The following is a 13,897-nucleotide window of genomic DNA, read 5'->3' as shown; positions in this document are numbered from 1 at the left end:
CTTTGAGTGGCGTTTGTGACATCAGCCTATCGGTCGCCATCCGACGGTGGTTCTCAGTGTGGTGGCCAATCAAGGCGCCAGGCGCCACCTTATGCTCACATGCGCACAATCAGGATACGCGGGATTTCGGCAGATGCAATCCAAAGGCAAGCAACCACGCCCGAAATGCACTGCGCGGTCGGCCGAAAGCTTCAGCGAACGCTGCGCCCGTTGCGGGCCAGCCCCTTCGTGTATTGATGGCGCTGGGGCTTCCTAGGCGACTCAGCCGGCCGTGTCGTTGTCTTTCTTCAGGTCGAATGAAGCCAATTCTTCGCCCAATGCAGAGATCAGAGCCGACACGCGACCGCACCCGAGGATGAAGGCGCATCAGCCCCTCAATCAGGCGCCGGCCTTCCGCGCTCGCAATAAACTCTATGCGTTCATCGATCGGCAGAGGCGAAGTTTCACCGCTGATCTCGTTTCCCAGCAGGCCTTCGAAGAAGCGGCTGACAGGAACGTCCAGCGACCTCGCGATTTCGTAAAGCATTGATGCACTGACGCGGTTTCTTGCGTTCTCATATTTCTGGAGTTGTTGAAAGCTGACGCCTATCGCTCGGGCAAGCTGAGCTTGCGAAACGTCCGATTGGAGGCGAACAGTGGCGATCTGCCGGCCTACATGCTGATCGGCGGGATGAGGTCTGCTCTTGCTGTTGAGCGTCGCCTTCGCCTGGAAGAGGCCGGAGCGTTTCGGTTTCAACAATGCCTTTTTATTCTCCATCAATCACGTCCGGGTAGAGATGTCGTGTTGCCTCACACGACTTTGTTCCCGGCTGCCTCACCAAGAATGTTACCCGCTCGCCAGATGTAGCCGAGCAGACCACTATAGCCCGACGGGCGTTGCCTGGTCTGCCGGCTCTTTGGCTCCGGATGGCGACCAGCACGGAGCCGCGGCAGGTCCGTCTGAGCCTCGACATGTTGCTCAATCGAGGCAGTGGTTCAAACCCTTCTCCCGAAAAGAAATCAGTTGTATTCTACGATTCGGTGCTCTGGCAGGAGCGCGCCGCCCGTCGTTGCGAAGCTGTTGACAGCACTGCCGATGCTGACCCTCCCGTTCATGTCATGTTCGGGCTCGCGAGGTGGTTGACGGGCGACACTTCCCTACGAGCCAGGAGAACTGGCATGTCCAAGACAGATGTTCAGCCGTCCTCGATTGAGGGCATCAAGCGCCTTGCCAAGGCGATCTCAAAGCGAGATTCAATCTCGCATAACAAAGCCCTCGACACCGCGTCGCAGGCATCGGGCTTCGGCAATTTTCAGCATGCACGCCGATCGTTGACCGCGTATTCAGCGGAATCCGCTCCGGCGCGCCATGCCGTCTACATTTCCACTTTCTGGCGCGATGGCCAAACACGAACCTCCGGCCGTGAGACGATCCGGGTATTCTTAACAATGCCACTCGATGAGCTGATCAAGCCATCTCAGTATCGATATGCTCATAAGCTCGGTCGTTTCCGGCGCCATGCCTCGGACCATGTGATCGATGAATACAGGCCAGACTCGGCGAACGCGGCGCTGGCGCGTACATGCGGGGCTGCAAGGGTATTGCAGTTCATGGATATCACCGGACTGCGGCCATCCAAAGCGCGCGTCGAACCCCGAGGGGGGTATTCGGCCCGCCTGACTGGACATGATCATGGAAGTGTCTGGTACGATCCAGTCGCAAAACATCACGTCGGAGCCGACGAACCTTACGCAGCGAGTGTCGCGTCGAAAATTGCCGAGCGCAATACCTGGGCGCGGCAACACAACTGGTCGCTTGCAAAACCGGAATGGGCGGGGATGTACTATCCGGAAGGCAGCAGTGAACTCTATCTGTATGCCGACGCATCGAAGGGATATTCGCTGGATGGGCTCCTCAAGGTGCTTGCCAAAGCCCCTTCACCTATCGTGCCCGAGAATTGTGCCAGGGTCGCCACCGATGATCACGCTCCTTTTGTGACTCCGGGAGAGAAGGCGGAGGCCGAGGCGAAGCTCGCGAGAGACGTCCAACGAAAGGCGCCCTCGCCACGTGGTCCCAAAACCACTGTCGAGTACCGGCTGCCGCTCAGCGGCAAGCGGCGCCGGCGTCCGAAGGCGGCGATGCCTGTGGACGCGCATGTCAGGATAGGCACCCTGCTGAAGGGTGTGCTTACCGACACGCGAGCGCGCGCCGGCGTGTACAAGCGCGTTGATGCAGTCCGAAGCGAGCTTGATGACTGGGTTCAATGCGAACACGATCGGCAGGCTATGTCCGATGCCGTGTTTTTCGACCTCTATTACGGAGAGCATTCCGCGGGAGGAACGTCAAAAGCTGGCGAACAGCACATCGAGAACCTGCGCCTCGCACAGTCGGTGCTGATGCAGCACTATCCGGATTGTGCGCCGTTGAGGGAACTCGTAGGGAAAATCGATCTTGCTGTCCGATCGCTCGAGAAGCTGCGGTAACGATGGTTGGTCGTCTGCGGCCCAGGCCCTCTATTCGTTGGCGTCGGCACCAATCTCGCCGGGGCCCGAAAACCCCGGCATGATGTAGCCAGCAAGCAGCTTTTCCTTCGACAGCAGCCCCGCATCCTCGAGCGCCTCGAAGTCGGGAAGATCGCGCAAGGTTTCAAGCCCGAACTCCAGAAGGAAATGTTTCGTCGTCACATAGGTATAGGGGGCGCCTGGCGTCGGGCTGCGCGGGCCGGAGGCGATCAAGCCGAAGGAGCGCAAATTGCCGATCCGGTCGCGGCTGATCTCCGTGCCGAAGAAGGACGGCAGTTCGGCGCGCGATCGGCTGGAAGAAGGCGTTCATCATCACGACAAGCACCTCCGACTCACTCCCAACGGGCTCGCTGTCATGGAGGAGCTGGCGCTGAGTAGTGGCCGAGATCCGGCCCCCTCGCGATGGAAAGCTACCGAAAAGAAGCTTGCCGATGCTGCGTCCATTATGAGCCAGCGAACCTAAAATGGCCTACCACAATCGGTAGGTAGCCAGGGCTGACGCATGCGATACCTAATCAGCCAATGGCAGATCTGACCTATGAGGATGTTTGCCCAGTTGGCCGCGTTGGACCCAAAGGATGTGGCGGACGGCGAAATGCCAGTGTTGCCCTGGATAAGGCTCGTTCTAGGCAGTGGCGTCGAAAAGAAAGTCAATTGCGCTGTCTTCTCGCTCCTGGCCTGGAGTCGAGGCAGATCGCCGCTCCCGATACGAGGGAGATTTGCGATATTGGACAAAAATCACCTTAACCTCTTGGCTTTCAGGTCCTCCCGTGTCGGGAGTACCGGCCAAACTTCATGATGCCTCGGCCAAGATCAAACCGGACGCGGTAGCGGTAAGAGTGACGTCAGTGCCATTGAAGGCTGGTGGCTGCGATAATAAGAGCCGCATGGGACGAGGTTGGGTTGGAGCAATCATGCTAATCGCTTGCGCCGTTCTAGACGAAGCCAACGGCATGGAAAGACGGTAACACGCCCTTGAACGAGAAAGTCGACATGAAGATCATGCAAGAAAAGGTCATTTCAGCATTCGTGCAAGCAGTTGTCGAAATTGGCTGCGACATACACGCGATTGACCACTTGGGATACGTCTTTGGTGATGGCGATTTGACACCCGCGAAACAGAGGGCCATCGTGCCACAGCTGCGTTGGATTGCCGAAACCTACGGCGAACGCGATCATCTCATGGATGAGATAATTGCGTATCTGCGGTCGATCGGACGCTATGTCGAGATTGAGCAGCAGACAGGTATCCCTGATGGCGGTAACCCGATCCGCCTAAATCGCCATTGAAAATGGCAGCTCGAAACTTAACATTTGTCCTCAGATCGCCGAAGCCAACTCTGAGCCGGTCACGTGTCTGCCAACAGCGAGCCGCTCAACTCCTGTACAAGAAAGCTGCCGAAACATTCATTGCGTCCAGGGGCAGCCGACACTAGAACCACCACTTCCCACTGTGTTTTAAGCCGCCTGGAGAGTTGCATGACAGAAGAAGCAGACAAAAACATCGACACCCTCATCGAGCTCACCGCCGATGTCGTCTCAGCCTATGTCTCGAATAATCCGGTCCCGGTGGGTGATCTCCCTGCCCTGATTGGCCAGGTGCATGCAGCACTGAAAGGCACGGCCGGCTTCGTTTCCGCAGCAAAGCCGGAGGCTCTTGAGCCTGCTGTGCCGATCAGGAAGTCGGTCACGCCGGACTACATCATCTGCCTGGATGACGGGAAGAAATTCAAATCGCTAAAGCGCCATCTGTCGACCCACCATGGGCTGACGCCGGACGAATATCGCGCCAAGTGGCATCTGCCGGCGGATTATCCCATGGTCGCGCCGAACTACGCCGCGGCGCGCTCGGCGTTGGCCAAGACCATGGGGCTCGGCCGCAAACCGAAAGAGCCGGAAGCGCGGACCCGCAAGAAGGCCGCTGCCTGACACTATCGCCCAAGCTTCGTTCCGGAGCGCGCAGCCGCCGCAGCATCTGCACAGAATATGAGAAGGCGGGGACCAACCCGCCTTCAGTTGCAAATCCCTTGTTTCCCAAGAAATTCGCGGCCGCGCAGCAATCTGTTGCCCCCAGCCTGCGGACGAGCCGTGTTCTCGCCCACTCTTCTCGAGCGGCCGCCGTCACAACAATGTGCCGCGTCCCACGCGACTATTGCCTGGCCGCAGGAGAAAATTCAGCCAGCTTTGCTGAGGTTGCCGGCGGAAGACTTGCCAGTGCGGCGGTCCTGTTCGACCTCATAATTGATCTTCTGGCCGTCCGTGAGGGTGGAGAGGCCCGCGCGTTCGACAGCGGAAATGTGGACGAAAACATCCTGACCGCCATTGTCGGGCTGGATGAATCCAAATCCCTTCGTGCTGTTGAACCATTTCACGGTTCCAATCGCCATATGCGTATTCCTTGTAAAATTGCCACACGTTTGGTTCGGCGATCATGCCGGGCCGGTTCATAGCATAACGCAGCAAATGCGAAAGACCGCAAGACCGGGAGCGACACGCTAGGGTAAGCGCTTGCAGCCAGTTGGACCGATGGTGACAAAACGCACCCCATGACATCCGGCATGCTGAGTTGGAGATCCATCAGCAGCATGAATCGGTCGCTCGTGACCGATTCCAAAAATGCGTTGGACGGGTCTGACATCCTCGGGAATATGGGAGCATGGACGAGGGCGGCGACCATCTTCATTGCATTCTGCATATTCTGCGGCTTGGCGATGGGCCCAACAAGCGCGAGTGCGTGGGCGATATGATCGTCTCGGCGGTCATGCTGACTAAAGGACAAGAGATCAGGAGGGCGGACCAAGGCGTCGGCGGTGAGCCGCTCCAGTCGTGGCTTCGACGACAGCAACGTCGTCGAAAACCGTTGGAGAATATTTGGGAACGGGTGGACGACAGCGTGCAATCGGGCTAGACGACATCCGCAACTCCCCCAAAAACTGCCGAGAGCACTATGAAGCAGCAGCGACCCTTTGTCGACGAGATCAAATAGACGCGTGGGCTCGTCAAGCGGCCACAGTCAATCTGGGACGGCATTGACCTGGCCGCCATAGCGAACAACGATATGGCGGAAGCGAAGACTGGGTACCCGCATGGTAGGGCCACGGGGTATCGTCATTTGCAAGCTAAATTGGCTGGGCACTGTGATATCCTAAACGCTTAGAGATAGCCGCCGCCGCATTTATGACAAGTGGCGCCAGCTGTTGTTCAATTTGCTGAGTAAAATGAAAAACCGGCATTGTAACGGCAATTGCAGCGGCAACTCGTCCCCTCCGGTCATGGATAACGGCCGCGACGGCGGCAATCTCAGGAATGAACTCCCCAACATTCAACGCGTATCCTTGCTTGCGAATATGGTCCAACTCACTTTCAAGAGCGCTCACCTCAGTAGTCGTACGATCTGTGTAACGTTCTAGTCCGAGCGCTAATACTTCTCTCAGTGTGGAGTCTGGCATGTGTGACAACATGGCTTTTCCAGTAGCCGTGCAGTGTGCCGGGTTACGGCGCCCCGGTGCAGCGATGTGCTTGATCGACCCGGGGCCAAGCACATGCTCAACGTTGATAGCGTGTGTCTTATTCCAAAGACTGAGGGAGGTCGTTTCCCTCGTGCTCTCGGCAAGTTCCTCGAGGTAGGGTCGCGCCACACGAACCACGTCGTGTTCAGCAAGGAGTCTGCTCGCAAGCGCGATAAGCTCAACTCCGAGCACAAACCGCCCAGTCTCCTCGTCACGCTCGACGAAGCCATTGTGCTCCAGCGTGGCCAGCGTCCTTGAGACTGCACTTACATGCTTCCCTAGCCGGCGCGCGATCTCATTCACACCTATCGGCTTTTCAGTTGTGCCGAGCAGTTTCAGCAAGTTCAATGCTCTCTGTACCGTCGAAACCTCACCGGGAGCTCGGTCCTGGTCATTTGGGGAATGTTTGACAGAACTCACGGAAGGCTCCTTAGTCCAATTGCGCATCTATTTTCGTGAAGTTTGCAACACCGCTGCATTATTTGCAATTTGACATTCCATCGCGGGTGCTCGCCCTTAGAGGGCGCGTTTGGTGAACCTGGGGCCCGGGTATGGCTTGCTCTCTCGGGGGTGGCAATGACCGAGTTGGAGTTCACACCTGCGTTGGCCGGAACGCAACTTAGCCGAATCCGCCTCGTTCCTGCTCCTCTAATGTCATGCGCGAACTCATTGAGCCGCATCGCCATTTAGTCGCTGGCCATGTTCGGACGCAAACGGCGCCGCTCATCCCAGTTAGGCAAACTCTCTCAGAAGCCTCGACCAGTCCCCGTCCACTTGACAAGCGTAGACGCACCTGCCACATTGCGCAACGCCATTGCGCTAGTTGCAACGCCATGCCGAGGGTCGTTATGTTTAGAGGTCAGGGGCGCCAGTTGGTGCGAGTGCTTAGACGATCCGCAGAATTCAAGCGGACGCGAGCAATCGCGATTGCATCATCTTTTTTTCGGCCAAGGGAACGGCAGCATGGCGACGGATCGACGGAAACGTCTTTGATCGCCCAGTCCGTCCGCCTGCTCCCGTTCGTGATCCTACGATAGCAGTAGCCGCGCAATGCAGCCTCTCCGGCTCGAAGTTTGGAGAAAGTGATGAGTTGTTGTGAGTGACTACGTAGCCGGATCGTTCATTTCGACCGACGCGTAATACTCAACCAGATGATCGAGCCTAATCGACATAATCGGGTCGGCTCCTTTACGCGCCGCCACATATTCAGCCCGAATCGCGATCGAGTAATATTAACAAGCAAGGGAGAGAACTCATGAAATATTTTATCAACTCAAGCAGACCTACCCGGCGTCAAATGCTTACGGGAATGGGTGTCGCGGCCGGTGGTGCAGCGCTCGCAATTGGCGCTCCCGGCATCTTGAGGGCGCAGGAATCCCCTCTCGTTGTAGTCTCCGGTGGCGGATCGTACGAGGACGCGATCCGCAAAGCGATTATTGAGCCCTTCCAAAAAGAGACCGGTATCAGTGTGACTTATGTGACTCCGGCCAGCGAGGCGAAACTCAAGGCGCAGGTCGATAGCAACAACGTACAGTGGGATGTGATGGAGCTATCCAATCCCGCTTTTCGACCCGATGCGAATAAGTATCTCGAGGAAATCGACTATGCGGCGTTCGACAAGGAAACGTTGGACAACCTCGTTCCTGAAGCAAAGACGAAATATGGGGTAGGCTCGTTCGTCTATAGCACGGTGATGGCGTTCTCCACGGTCGAATACCCGGTTGACAAGCCTCGCCCGACCTCCTGGGCCGAGTTTTGGGATATTAGCAAGTTTCCTGGGCCGCGCACGCTTGAAACATGTGCCGATGGTAGCACTGCCACGGTAGAATTCGCGTTGCTGGCCGCTGGTGTGCCGAAGGACAAGCTGTACCCAATTGACCTCGACAAGGCATTCGCGTCCCTCGATCGCATCAAACCGCAGATTGCGAAATTCTGGAGTGTGGGAGCCGAACCGGGCCAAATGCTGTCCGATCGTCAGGTCGCCATGGGCTCGGCCTGGAACGGCCGTATGCAAGCGCTCAAGGATCAGGGCGCTAGCATTGATTACCAGTGGAACGAAGCGCAGCTTAGCCCGACCCACTGGGTTGTGCCCAAGGGCGCGAAAAACCGGGCCGCGGCCATGAAGTTTGCAGCCTACCAAGCCTCGGCCCAAGCGCAGGCTCGCCTCAACAATCTCATTTTTTATGGACCGCTCAATCGCGCCGCTTTCAAATACATCGAACCTAAGGTTGCCGCGCAACTGCCCACGGCGCCCGACAATCTAAACAAACAATATTTTGCCAATCTGGAATACTGGCAGACCCAGTCCTCTTCCGGCAAGAGTAATACCGACATCCTGGTCGATCGCTGGGCCGAGTGGGTGGCTAGTTAGCACCACTTTGTAATACGCCTTGTGGGCGGCCATAGCGTGGCCGCTCACATCAGGCGAAGCGCCTTGATTGATATTGAGGCGCTGCTGTTCCGGATCTTTCTTTACATCGAACGCACCGATCTCGGCTCCAGCTTGCTCGAGCCAGACACGACCGGGCCTTGCCGGGTCCTGCGTGGGCTCGACCTAGAAGCTCATCTCGGGTGTACCGTGCGACCTGGCAACAGCGCTCCGCAACGATTGCAAGACGCTCGACGTACGGTTGTGTCCCGACTCCCTGTTGTTGTCGGCATCTCCCGCTTGCTCGCCTCAGCGACCTTCAATTTCGGATCTGCCTTGACATTTGAGCCCTACAATGCGATTGTAGCAACACCGTTGCGTTATTCGCAACGGTGTTTTTCGGAGACTGGGATGATTAAGGGTGAATCGCTGCAATTGCGGCGCGTCTGTAAGCAATATGGCGACTACCACGCGATCAAAGACGTTTCGGTTCAAATCGAGGCTGGAGAGTTCGTGTCGTTCTTGGGGCCGAGCGGCTCCGGCAAGACGACGACGCTGATGATGATTGCTGGTTTCGAAACGCCAACTTCAGGCGAAATAATTGTTGGCGACCGAGCAATCACCAGCCTCCCGGTGCATAGGCGCAATATCGGCGTCGTTTTTCAGAACTACGCACTGTTCCCGCATTTGTCGGTTTTCGAGAACGTTGCATTTGCCCTGAAGATGAGGGCCGTCGCGCGCGACGAGATCAGCCGAGGCGTTGCGGAGGCGCTAAACCTCGTGCAGCTCTCTGGCTATGAAACCCGAATGCCACACGAACTTTCGGGAGGACAGCAGCAGCGGGTGGCGCTGGCGCGCTCGCTAGTATTTCGTCCTGGAGTAATTCTCATGGACGAACCCCTCGGCGCTCTAGACAAACAACTTCGCGAGCACATGCAGGTTGAACTCAAGCGTCTTCAGCGCTCTTTGGGTACAACTGTAATATTTGTTACTCATGACCAGAGCGAAGCTTTGACAATGTCAGATCGCATTGTTGTAATGAACGAAGGTCGAATAGCTCAGGTTGGGACGCCGGAAGAGATCTACGAGGCTCCCAGCAGTCGCTTCGTAGCTAGCTTCATAGGGGAATCAAACTTCCTTCAAGCAACGATCATTGAGGCGTCTAAAAATGGGCCCTTACTGGATGTACATGGGCTACGCGTACGCGCCACATGGGCCCAAGGGAAGCGACCTAAAGGCTCTGCTGGCACTCTGATGGTGCGGCCAGAAAAGATAATCCCCCTGGGCTCGTCCGGCAAAGCGGACAATGAGTTTGAGGGAGTAGTCCAAGAGGCAATCTACTGGGGAAATATCATCAAATATCGCGTTCACCTCCGTGAAGCGAAGTCTGTCTCTCTGACCGTAGCGCTCCCCTATCATTCATCCTCGCCTAAGTTTCAACTAAACGAAACAATTCGAGTTGGCTGGGATGCTCGAGATTCCCGCCTTCTCGTCGATGAAAGCGAACGTCAAGCTGGAAATGCGCCAGAACCCGAACTGCTCATCGGTCAGGGGATTGAGCGGGTGGTTTCATGACTATGGCCAAATTTAATCTGGCACTTCGCGGCGCGAAACTAGCGCCGAACACAAGCCGAGAGGCCTTCGTGCTCCTCGCTCCGGCAACTGTCATTCTAGGCGTGTGTTTCTTCATCCCACTGGCCGGCCTTGTCGCGCTCAGCTTCCTTAGTCCTGAACCAACGCTGATGCACTACAAGGAATTTCTTGGAAGCTGGACAAGTTGGGTAATACTCGGACGGACATTTTCTCTTGCACTGAGCGTTACCAGTATCTGCTTATTGCTTGGCTATCCGCTCGCCTACTGGATCGTTTCGGCCCGCGCCTGGGTCTCAGGCCTGCTTGTATTTGCAGTAGTCCTGCCTTTTTTTACAAGCTATCTGGTCAGAAGTTACGCTTGGATGGTTCTGCTCGGTCGATTTGGCATCATCAATCAGTTTTTGATGAAAGTTGGCTTTACCGAGCGCCCGTTGGACCTGATCTACAATCAATTCAGCGTAGACGTTGCAATGGTCTATATGCTGTTGCCCTTTACGGTGATGGTGCTTTCAAGTGTGATGAGAGGGATCTCGCCGAGTCTCACAAGAGCGGCATCATCGCTTGGTGCAGCGCCAGGCCAGAATTTCTGGCGAATATTTTTCCCCCTTAGCATGCCCGGTGTTGTGGCATCGTCTCTGATCGTTTTCGTATTTGCGCTTGGTTTTTATATAACACCGGCATTGCTAGGTGGTCCGCGCAACGTCACGTTGCCCATGCTGATCGATACCTATGTCAACGGCACCTTGAACTGGCCGCTTGCGGCCGCTGTCGCAACGGTCCTGCTTCTCATTACGCTCTTCCTTTATACGGTCTCAAACCGCTTCGTGGGTACAGAAAGACTTCTTGGTTCCGGGCATCTTGTGGCCTCTTCAAAGCCGTCGACCATCGGCCGATCGACAAGTGGATATGTAAAGTTTGTCGATACGCTTAGTTCGGCTGTGAGAGTGATTTCGTACTTCATCCCGTCATCCTTTTCGAGTGTTTGGGAGAGGGCGGCGATAGGAAGAATCATATTTTACTGCGTCGGGCTAGCAGTCGTTGCATTTCTTGTATGCCCGATTTTTATTATTATACCGATATCGTTCAGTTCCTCGCGCTTCCTCGATTTTCCCCCTCCAGGCCTCTCGCTACAGTGGTATGAAGCATACTTCACCAACGGCTTATGGTTGTCGTCTACCCGGCAGAGCCTCATTGTTGGTTTCGCGACGGCATTTGTTAGTCTCACAGTCGGAACAGCTGCGGCTTTGGCTCTGGTTCGCGGGAGCGCCCGCATGCGCCGGATTGGGTATCAACTGCTACTCGCGCCTATGATCGTGCCTTCTATCGTCAGCGCTGTGGCGGTCTACTTCTTGTTTTCAAAATTGGGGTTGGTCGACACCACGATGGGGTTGGTGCTTGCACATAGCATCGGTGCAACCCCCTTGGTGGTCCTCATCGTTGCGGCGAGCCTCCAATCTCAGAACATTCGCCTCGAGCACGCAGCTGCGAGCCTGGGCGCTTCTAGGATCGTCACTATTCGGAAGGTGGTCCTGCCGCTCATTCGACCCACGCTCTTCGTGGCGGGGTTCTTCGCGTTCCTTCATTCGTTTGATGAAGTGGTCTTGTCGCTTTTTGTCAGCGGGCCGAATACGATGACTTTGCCGATCAAGATGTGGTCTGGAGTTCGTGAAGACATAACGCCAACCATCGCAGCGGTATCTAGCCTTCTGATTGGCTTCACAGTTATTCTATATGGAACGATTGAAGTCGTTCGCCTAAGAAACAAGCGTAAATCAAAGTGAAATTGGTTGTGTATCGAACGTTATCTGCGATCAGAGCGTGTTGCACTTCGTTCGTACCAACTGGACAGCATCATAACCTTTAGGAGAGCGGTAGCATGGACTTTGTCGCAGAGGAGTACAGCCGGCGCTTGGCTGAGATTCAGAGGCAGCTCGAGTTAAACGATCTTCCGGCGATACTCTTGCACCAACCGGAGAATATTCGGTACGTGAGTGGTTTCCATACCATGGGTTACTTTACGTACCATGCGTTACTCGTGCCAGCACGCGGTAACCCCATTTTGGTCATTCGCGATCAGGAAGAAAATGCTGCGAAGAAAACGGCTTGGGTCAAAGAATGGACAACATATTCTGACGCAAAGGAACCTCTCCCACCGCAGATCGCAGCGGCGGTCCGCGCAATTGATCAAGCAGGTCTCGCCGGTGGGAAAATCGGGGTCGATTACCACTCCTGGTTTTTAACGCCTGAGCGACTTGAGGAGTTAAGGAGACAGGCACCGCATACAACGTTCATTAAAGAGCCGAAGATAGTTGATCATCTCCGGTTAGTGAAGTCGGCGCCGGAGATCGAGGTAGTTCGTCGGGCAGCTCAGGCGGCCATGTCGGCAATGCAGAGTGCTGTTGATGCCGTGGAAACCGGAGTTAGCGAGCGAAAGTTGGCTGCGGCTGTCTATTCGGGACTTGTCTTTGGTGGCGGTGAGGTGGGCGTTGACTGCGTCATAACTTCTGGAGAGCGGACTTTTGAATTGCATGGCTCTCATACGGACCGGCGCGTTCAGGCAGGTGATCAGGTCTATTTCGAGCTAACTGGCAGCGTAGACTGGTATCTGGCGCGATGCATGCGCGCCGTCATTAACGGTACGCCGACTGATGCTCAAAGGCGGGTCGCGGAATCGATTATATTAGTACAGGATGCGGGTATAGCCAGAATGAAAGTTGGCGCAGTTGCTGGCGATGTAGATAGATTTATGCGACACGGCTTGCTCGCGACCGGTGCGAGAGAGAGTTATACGAACCGAACCGCCTATTCTCTAGGCCTTAATAACAAGCCGTCAGCGGGTGAATTCGAACGAGAACTAGTTCCCGGGGCTGAATGGACCTTTGAGGCAGGAATGGTTTTCCATGTCCTGATGATGGCACAGGGCATTGGCTTCAGCGAAACCGTATTGATCACGGATAACGGTCCGGAGCGACTCACAACAATGGAACGTAAGCTCTTCGCGCGCAAATGAATGGGAGTGAACACCATGAAACCAGTTATCGGAATTGTCAGTGACCTCGACGTGGAAAAAGACGGCTACGTCTGCCTTGCGAATTACGTTCGGGCGATTGAGAAAGCTGGAGCGCTTCCAGTCATTCTGCCGTACACCAACGCTGAAAGCGTCAGTTCTGTGTTGGAATTACTGTCGGGCGTCGTATTGAGCGGCGGAGGCGACTTTCCCGCTGAACTATATGGTGCAAATCCGCACTCAACTCTGCAGGCGATGATCCCGGCGCGAGACACGTTCGAATTCGCCCTCGCTCGGTCAGCCTTGGAGAAGTCCATGCCAATTTTGGGCATATGCAGGGGCATGCAACTCTTAAACGTCGTGAGCGGCGGAGCGATTTATCCTCATACCCTCGATGAATTGCCTGACGCGAGGGACCACCGCGACGGCACCCCACTCTCTGAAATGGTGCATAAAGTACATATCGAGCCCAATACAAAATTGTCGCGCTTGTGTGGGGAGCATGCTGCCGCGTTCGAAGTGAATAGCATGCATCATCAGGCGATCAGCCGGTTGGCGCCGGGCTTCGTGGTGTCGGCGCGTGCTGATGACGGCGTAGTTGAAGCGATCGAGGCTACCGACCGCCCCTTTGTTGTCGGCGTTCAGTGGCATCCCGAATGGATGGTCGACACTCAACCTGCCTGCCTCTCCTTGTTGGAGAACTTTACGAAGGCTTGCGCGACAAGGTGAGCGAACATCAACCGCCCTGGCAGTTGTCGATGCGGTCATGACTTTTTCGCGGAGCAGCATTTCATTCTGAAGCTTGTCTTTATTGGCTGAAGTTTGCGAGCGCAGCACCACGTAAGAGCGGGCCACTTTCTATTTCAATAGAGCCGGGTTCAGGCCGAGTCGGGCCAGGGCGGTTTGGACCGCTATGAG

12 protein-coding genes and 1 pseudogene are annotated in these 13,897 nt (G+C 55.8%); 9 read left to right on the top strand and 4 right to left on the bottom strand.

What is annotated here, in order from left to right; genetic code table 11:
- Positions 1-109 precede the first annotated feature (109 nt).
- The gene (locus MAFF_RS38235) at positions 110-757 is read right to left on the bottom strand and encodes a helix-turn-helix domain-containing protein (protein ID WP_010913907.1); all 648 of its coding nucleotides are present in this window, start codon (positions 755-757) and stop codon (positions 110-112) included.
- Between the two features lie 401 nt (positions 758-1,158).
- On the opposite strand from MAFF_RS38235, the gene MAFF_RS25600 reads away from it, so the two are divergent.
- Positions 1,159-2,463 carry a DUF5623 domain-containing protein gene (locus MAFF_RS25600; protein WP_244420610.1) on the top strand — a complete coding sequence of 435 codons (1,305 nt, stop codon included), beginning with the start codon at positions 1,159-1,161 and terminating at the stop codon, positions 2,461-2,463.
- Positions 2,464-2,493: 30 nt separating this feature from the next.
- Here MAFF_RS25600 and scpB read toward each other — a convergent pair.
- Positions 2,494-2,839, bottom strand: a pseudogene (gene scpB, locus MAFF_RS25595) (SMC-Scp complex subunit ScpB); the annotation flags it as partial.
- A 656-nt stretch (positions 2,840-3,495) separates the two neighbouring features.
- On the opposite strand from scpB, the gene MAFF_RS25590 reads away from it, so the two are divergent.
- On the top strand, positions 3,496-3,792 hold the full coding sequence (locus MAFF_RS25590; RefSeq protein WP_010913903.1) for a hypothetical protein: 297 nt from the start codon (positions 3,496-3,498) through the stop codon (positions 3,790-3,792).
- A gap of 189 nt (positions 3,793-3,981) precedes the next feature.
- Entirely contained in the window at positions 3,982-4,431 is a 450-nt protein-coding gene (locus tag MAFF_RS25585; RefSeq protein WP_010913902.1) for a MucR family transcriptional regulator, read from the top strand.
- A gap of 245 nt (positions 4,432-4,676) precedes the next feature.
- On the opposite strand, the gene MAFF_RS25580 is transcribed toward MAFF_RS25585, so the two are convergent.
- The gene (locus MAFF_RS25580) at positions 4,677-4,889 is read right to left on the bottom strand and encodes a cold-shock protein (protein ID WP_010913901.1); all 213 of its coding nucleotides are present in this window, start codon (positions 4,887-4,889) and stop codon (positions 4,677-4,679) included.
- 269 nt (positions 4,890-5,158) lie between these two features.
- Between MAFF_RS25580 and MAFF_RS25575 the strand changes: the two genes are divergently transcribed.
- Positions 5,159-5,410 (top strand): hypothetical protein, encoded by a 252-nt coding sequence (locus tag MAFF_RS25575; protein WP_044549192.1) that lies wholly within the window; start codon positions 5,159-5,161, stop codon positions 5,408-5,410.
- 211 nt (positions 5,411-5,621) lie between these two features.
- On the opposite strand, the gene MAFF_RS25570 is transcribed toward MAFF_RS25575, so the two are convergent.
- On the bottom strand, positions 5,622-6,458 hold the full coding sequence (locus tag MAFF_RS25570; protein ID WP_063825845.1) for an IclR family transcriptional regulator: 837 nt from the start codon (positions 6,456-6,458) through the stop codon (positions 5,622-5,624).
- An 808-nt stretch (positions 6,459-7,266) separates the two neighbouring features.
- Here MAFF_RS25570 and MAFF_RS25565 point away from each other — a divergent pair.
- The 5 genes from MAFF_RS25565 to MAFF_RS25545 all read left to right on the top strand — a co-directional run bounded on the left by MAFF_RS25565 (position 7,267) and on the right by MAFF_RS25545 (position 13,708).
- Entirely contained in the window at positions 7,267-8,382 is a 1,116-nt protein-coding gene (locus MAFF_RS25565; protein WP_010913898.1) for an ABC transporter substrate-binding protein, read from the top strand.
- Positions 8,383-8,793: 411 nt separating this feature from the next.
- Entirely contained in the window at positions 8,794-9,954 is a 1,161-nt protein-coding gene (locus MAFF_RS25560; protein ID WP_157866198.1) for an ABC transporter ATP-binding protein, read from the top strand.
- Complete coding sequence (locus tag MAFF_RS25555) at positions 9,951-11,753, top strand: ABC transporter permease subunit (protein ID WP_010913896.1); 1,803 nt, start codon at positions 9,951-9,953, stop codon at positions 11,751-11,753. The genes MAFF_RS25560 and MAFF_RS25555 overlap by 4 nt, the downstream gene beginning before the upstream one ends.
- Before the next feature lie 95 nt (positions 11,754-11,848).
- Complete coding sequence (locus MAFF_RS36680) at positions 11,849-12,982, top strand: M24 family metallopeptidase (protein ID WP_010913895.1); 1,134 nt, start codon at positions 11,849-11,851, stop codon at positions 12,980-12,982.
- Between the two features lie 15 nt (positions 12,983-12,997).
- Entirely contained in the window at positions 12,998-13,708 is a 711-nt protein-coding gene (locus MAFF_RS25545; RefSeq protein WP_010913894.1) for a gamma-glutamyl-gamma-aminobutyrate hydrolase family protein, read from the top strand.
- The last annotated feature ends 189 nt before the right edge of the window (positions 13,709-13,897 follow it).

Origin of the sequence: Mesorhizobium japonicum MAFF 303099, from assembly GCF_000009625.1 — a bacterium.
Classification (GTDB): domain Bacteria; phylum Pseudomonadota; class Alphaproteobacteria; order Rhizobiales; family Rhizobiaceae; genus Mesorhizobium; species Mesorhizobium japonicum.
This window is presented reverse-complemented; position numbering and strand designations above follow the sequence as displayed.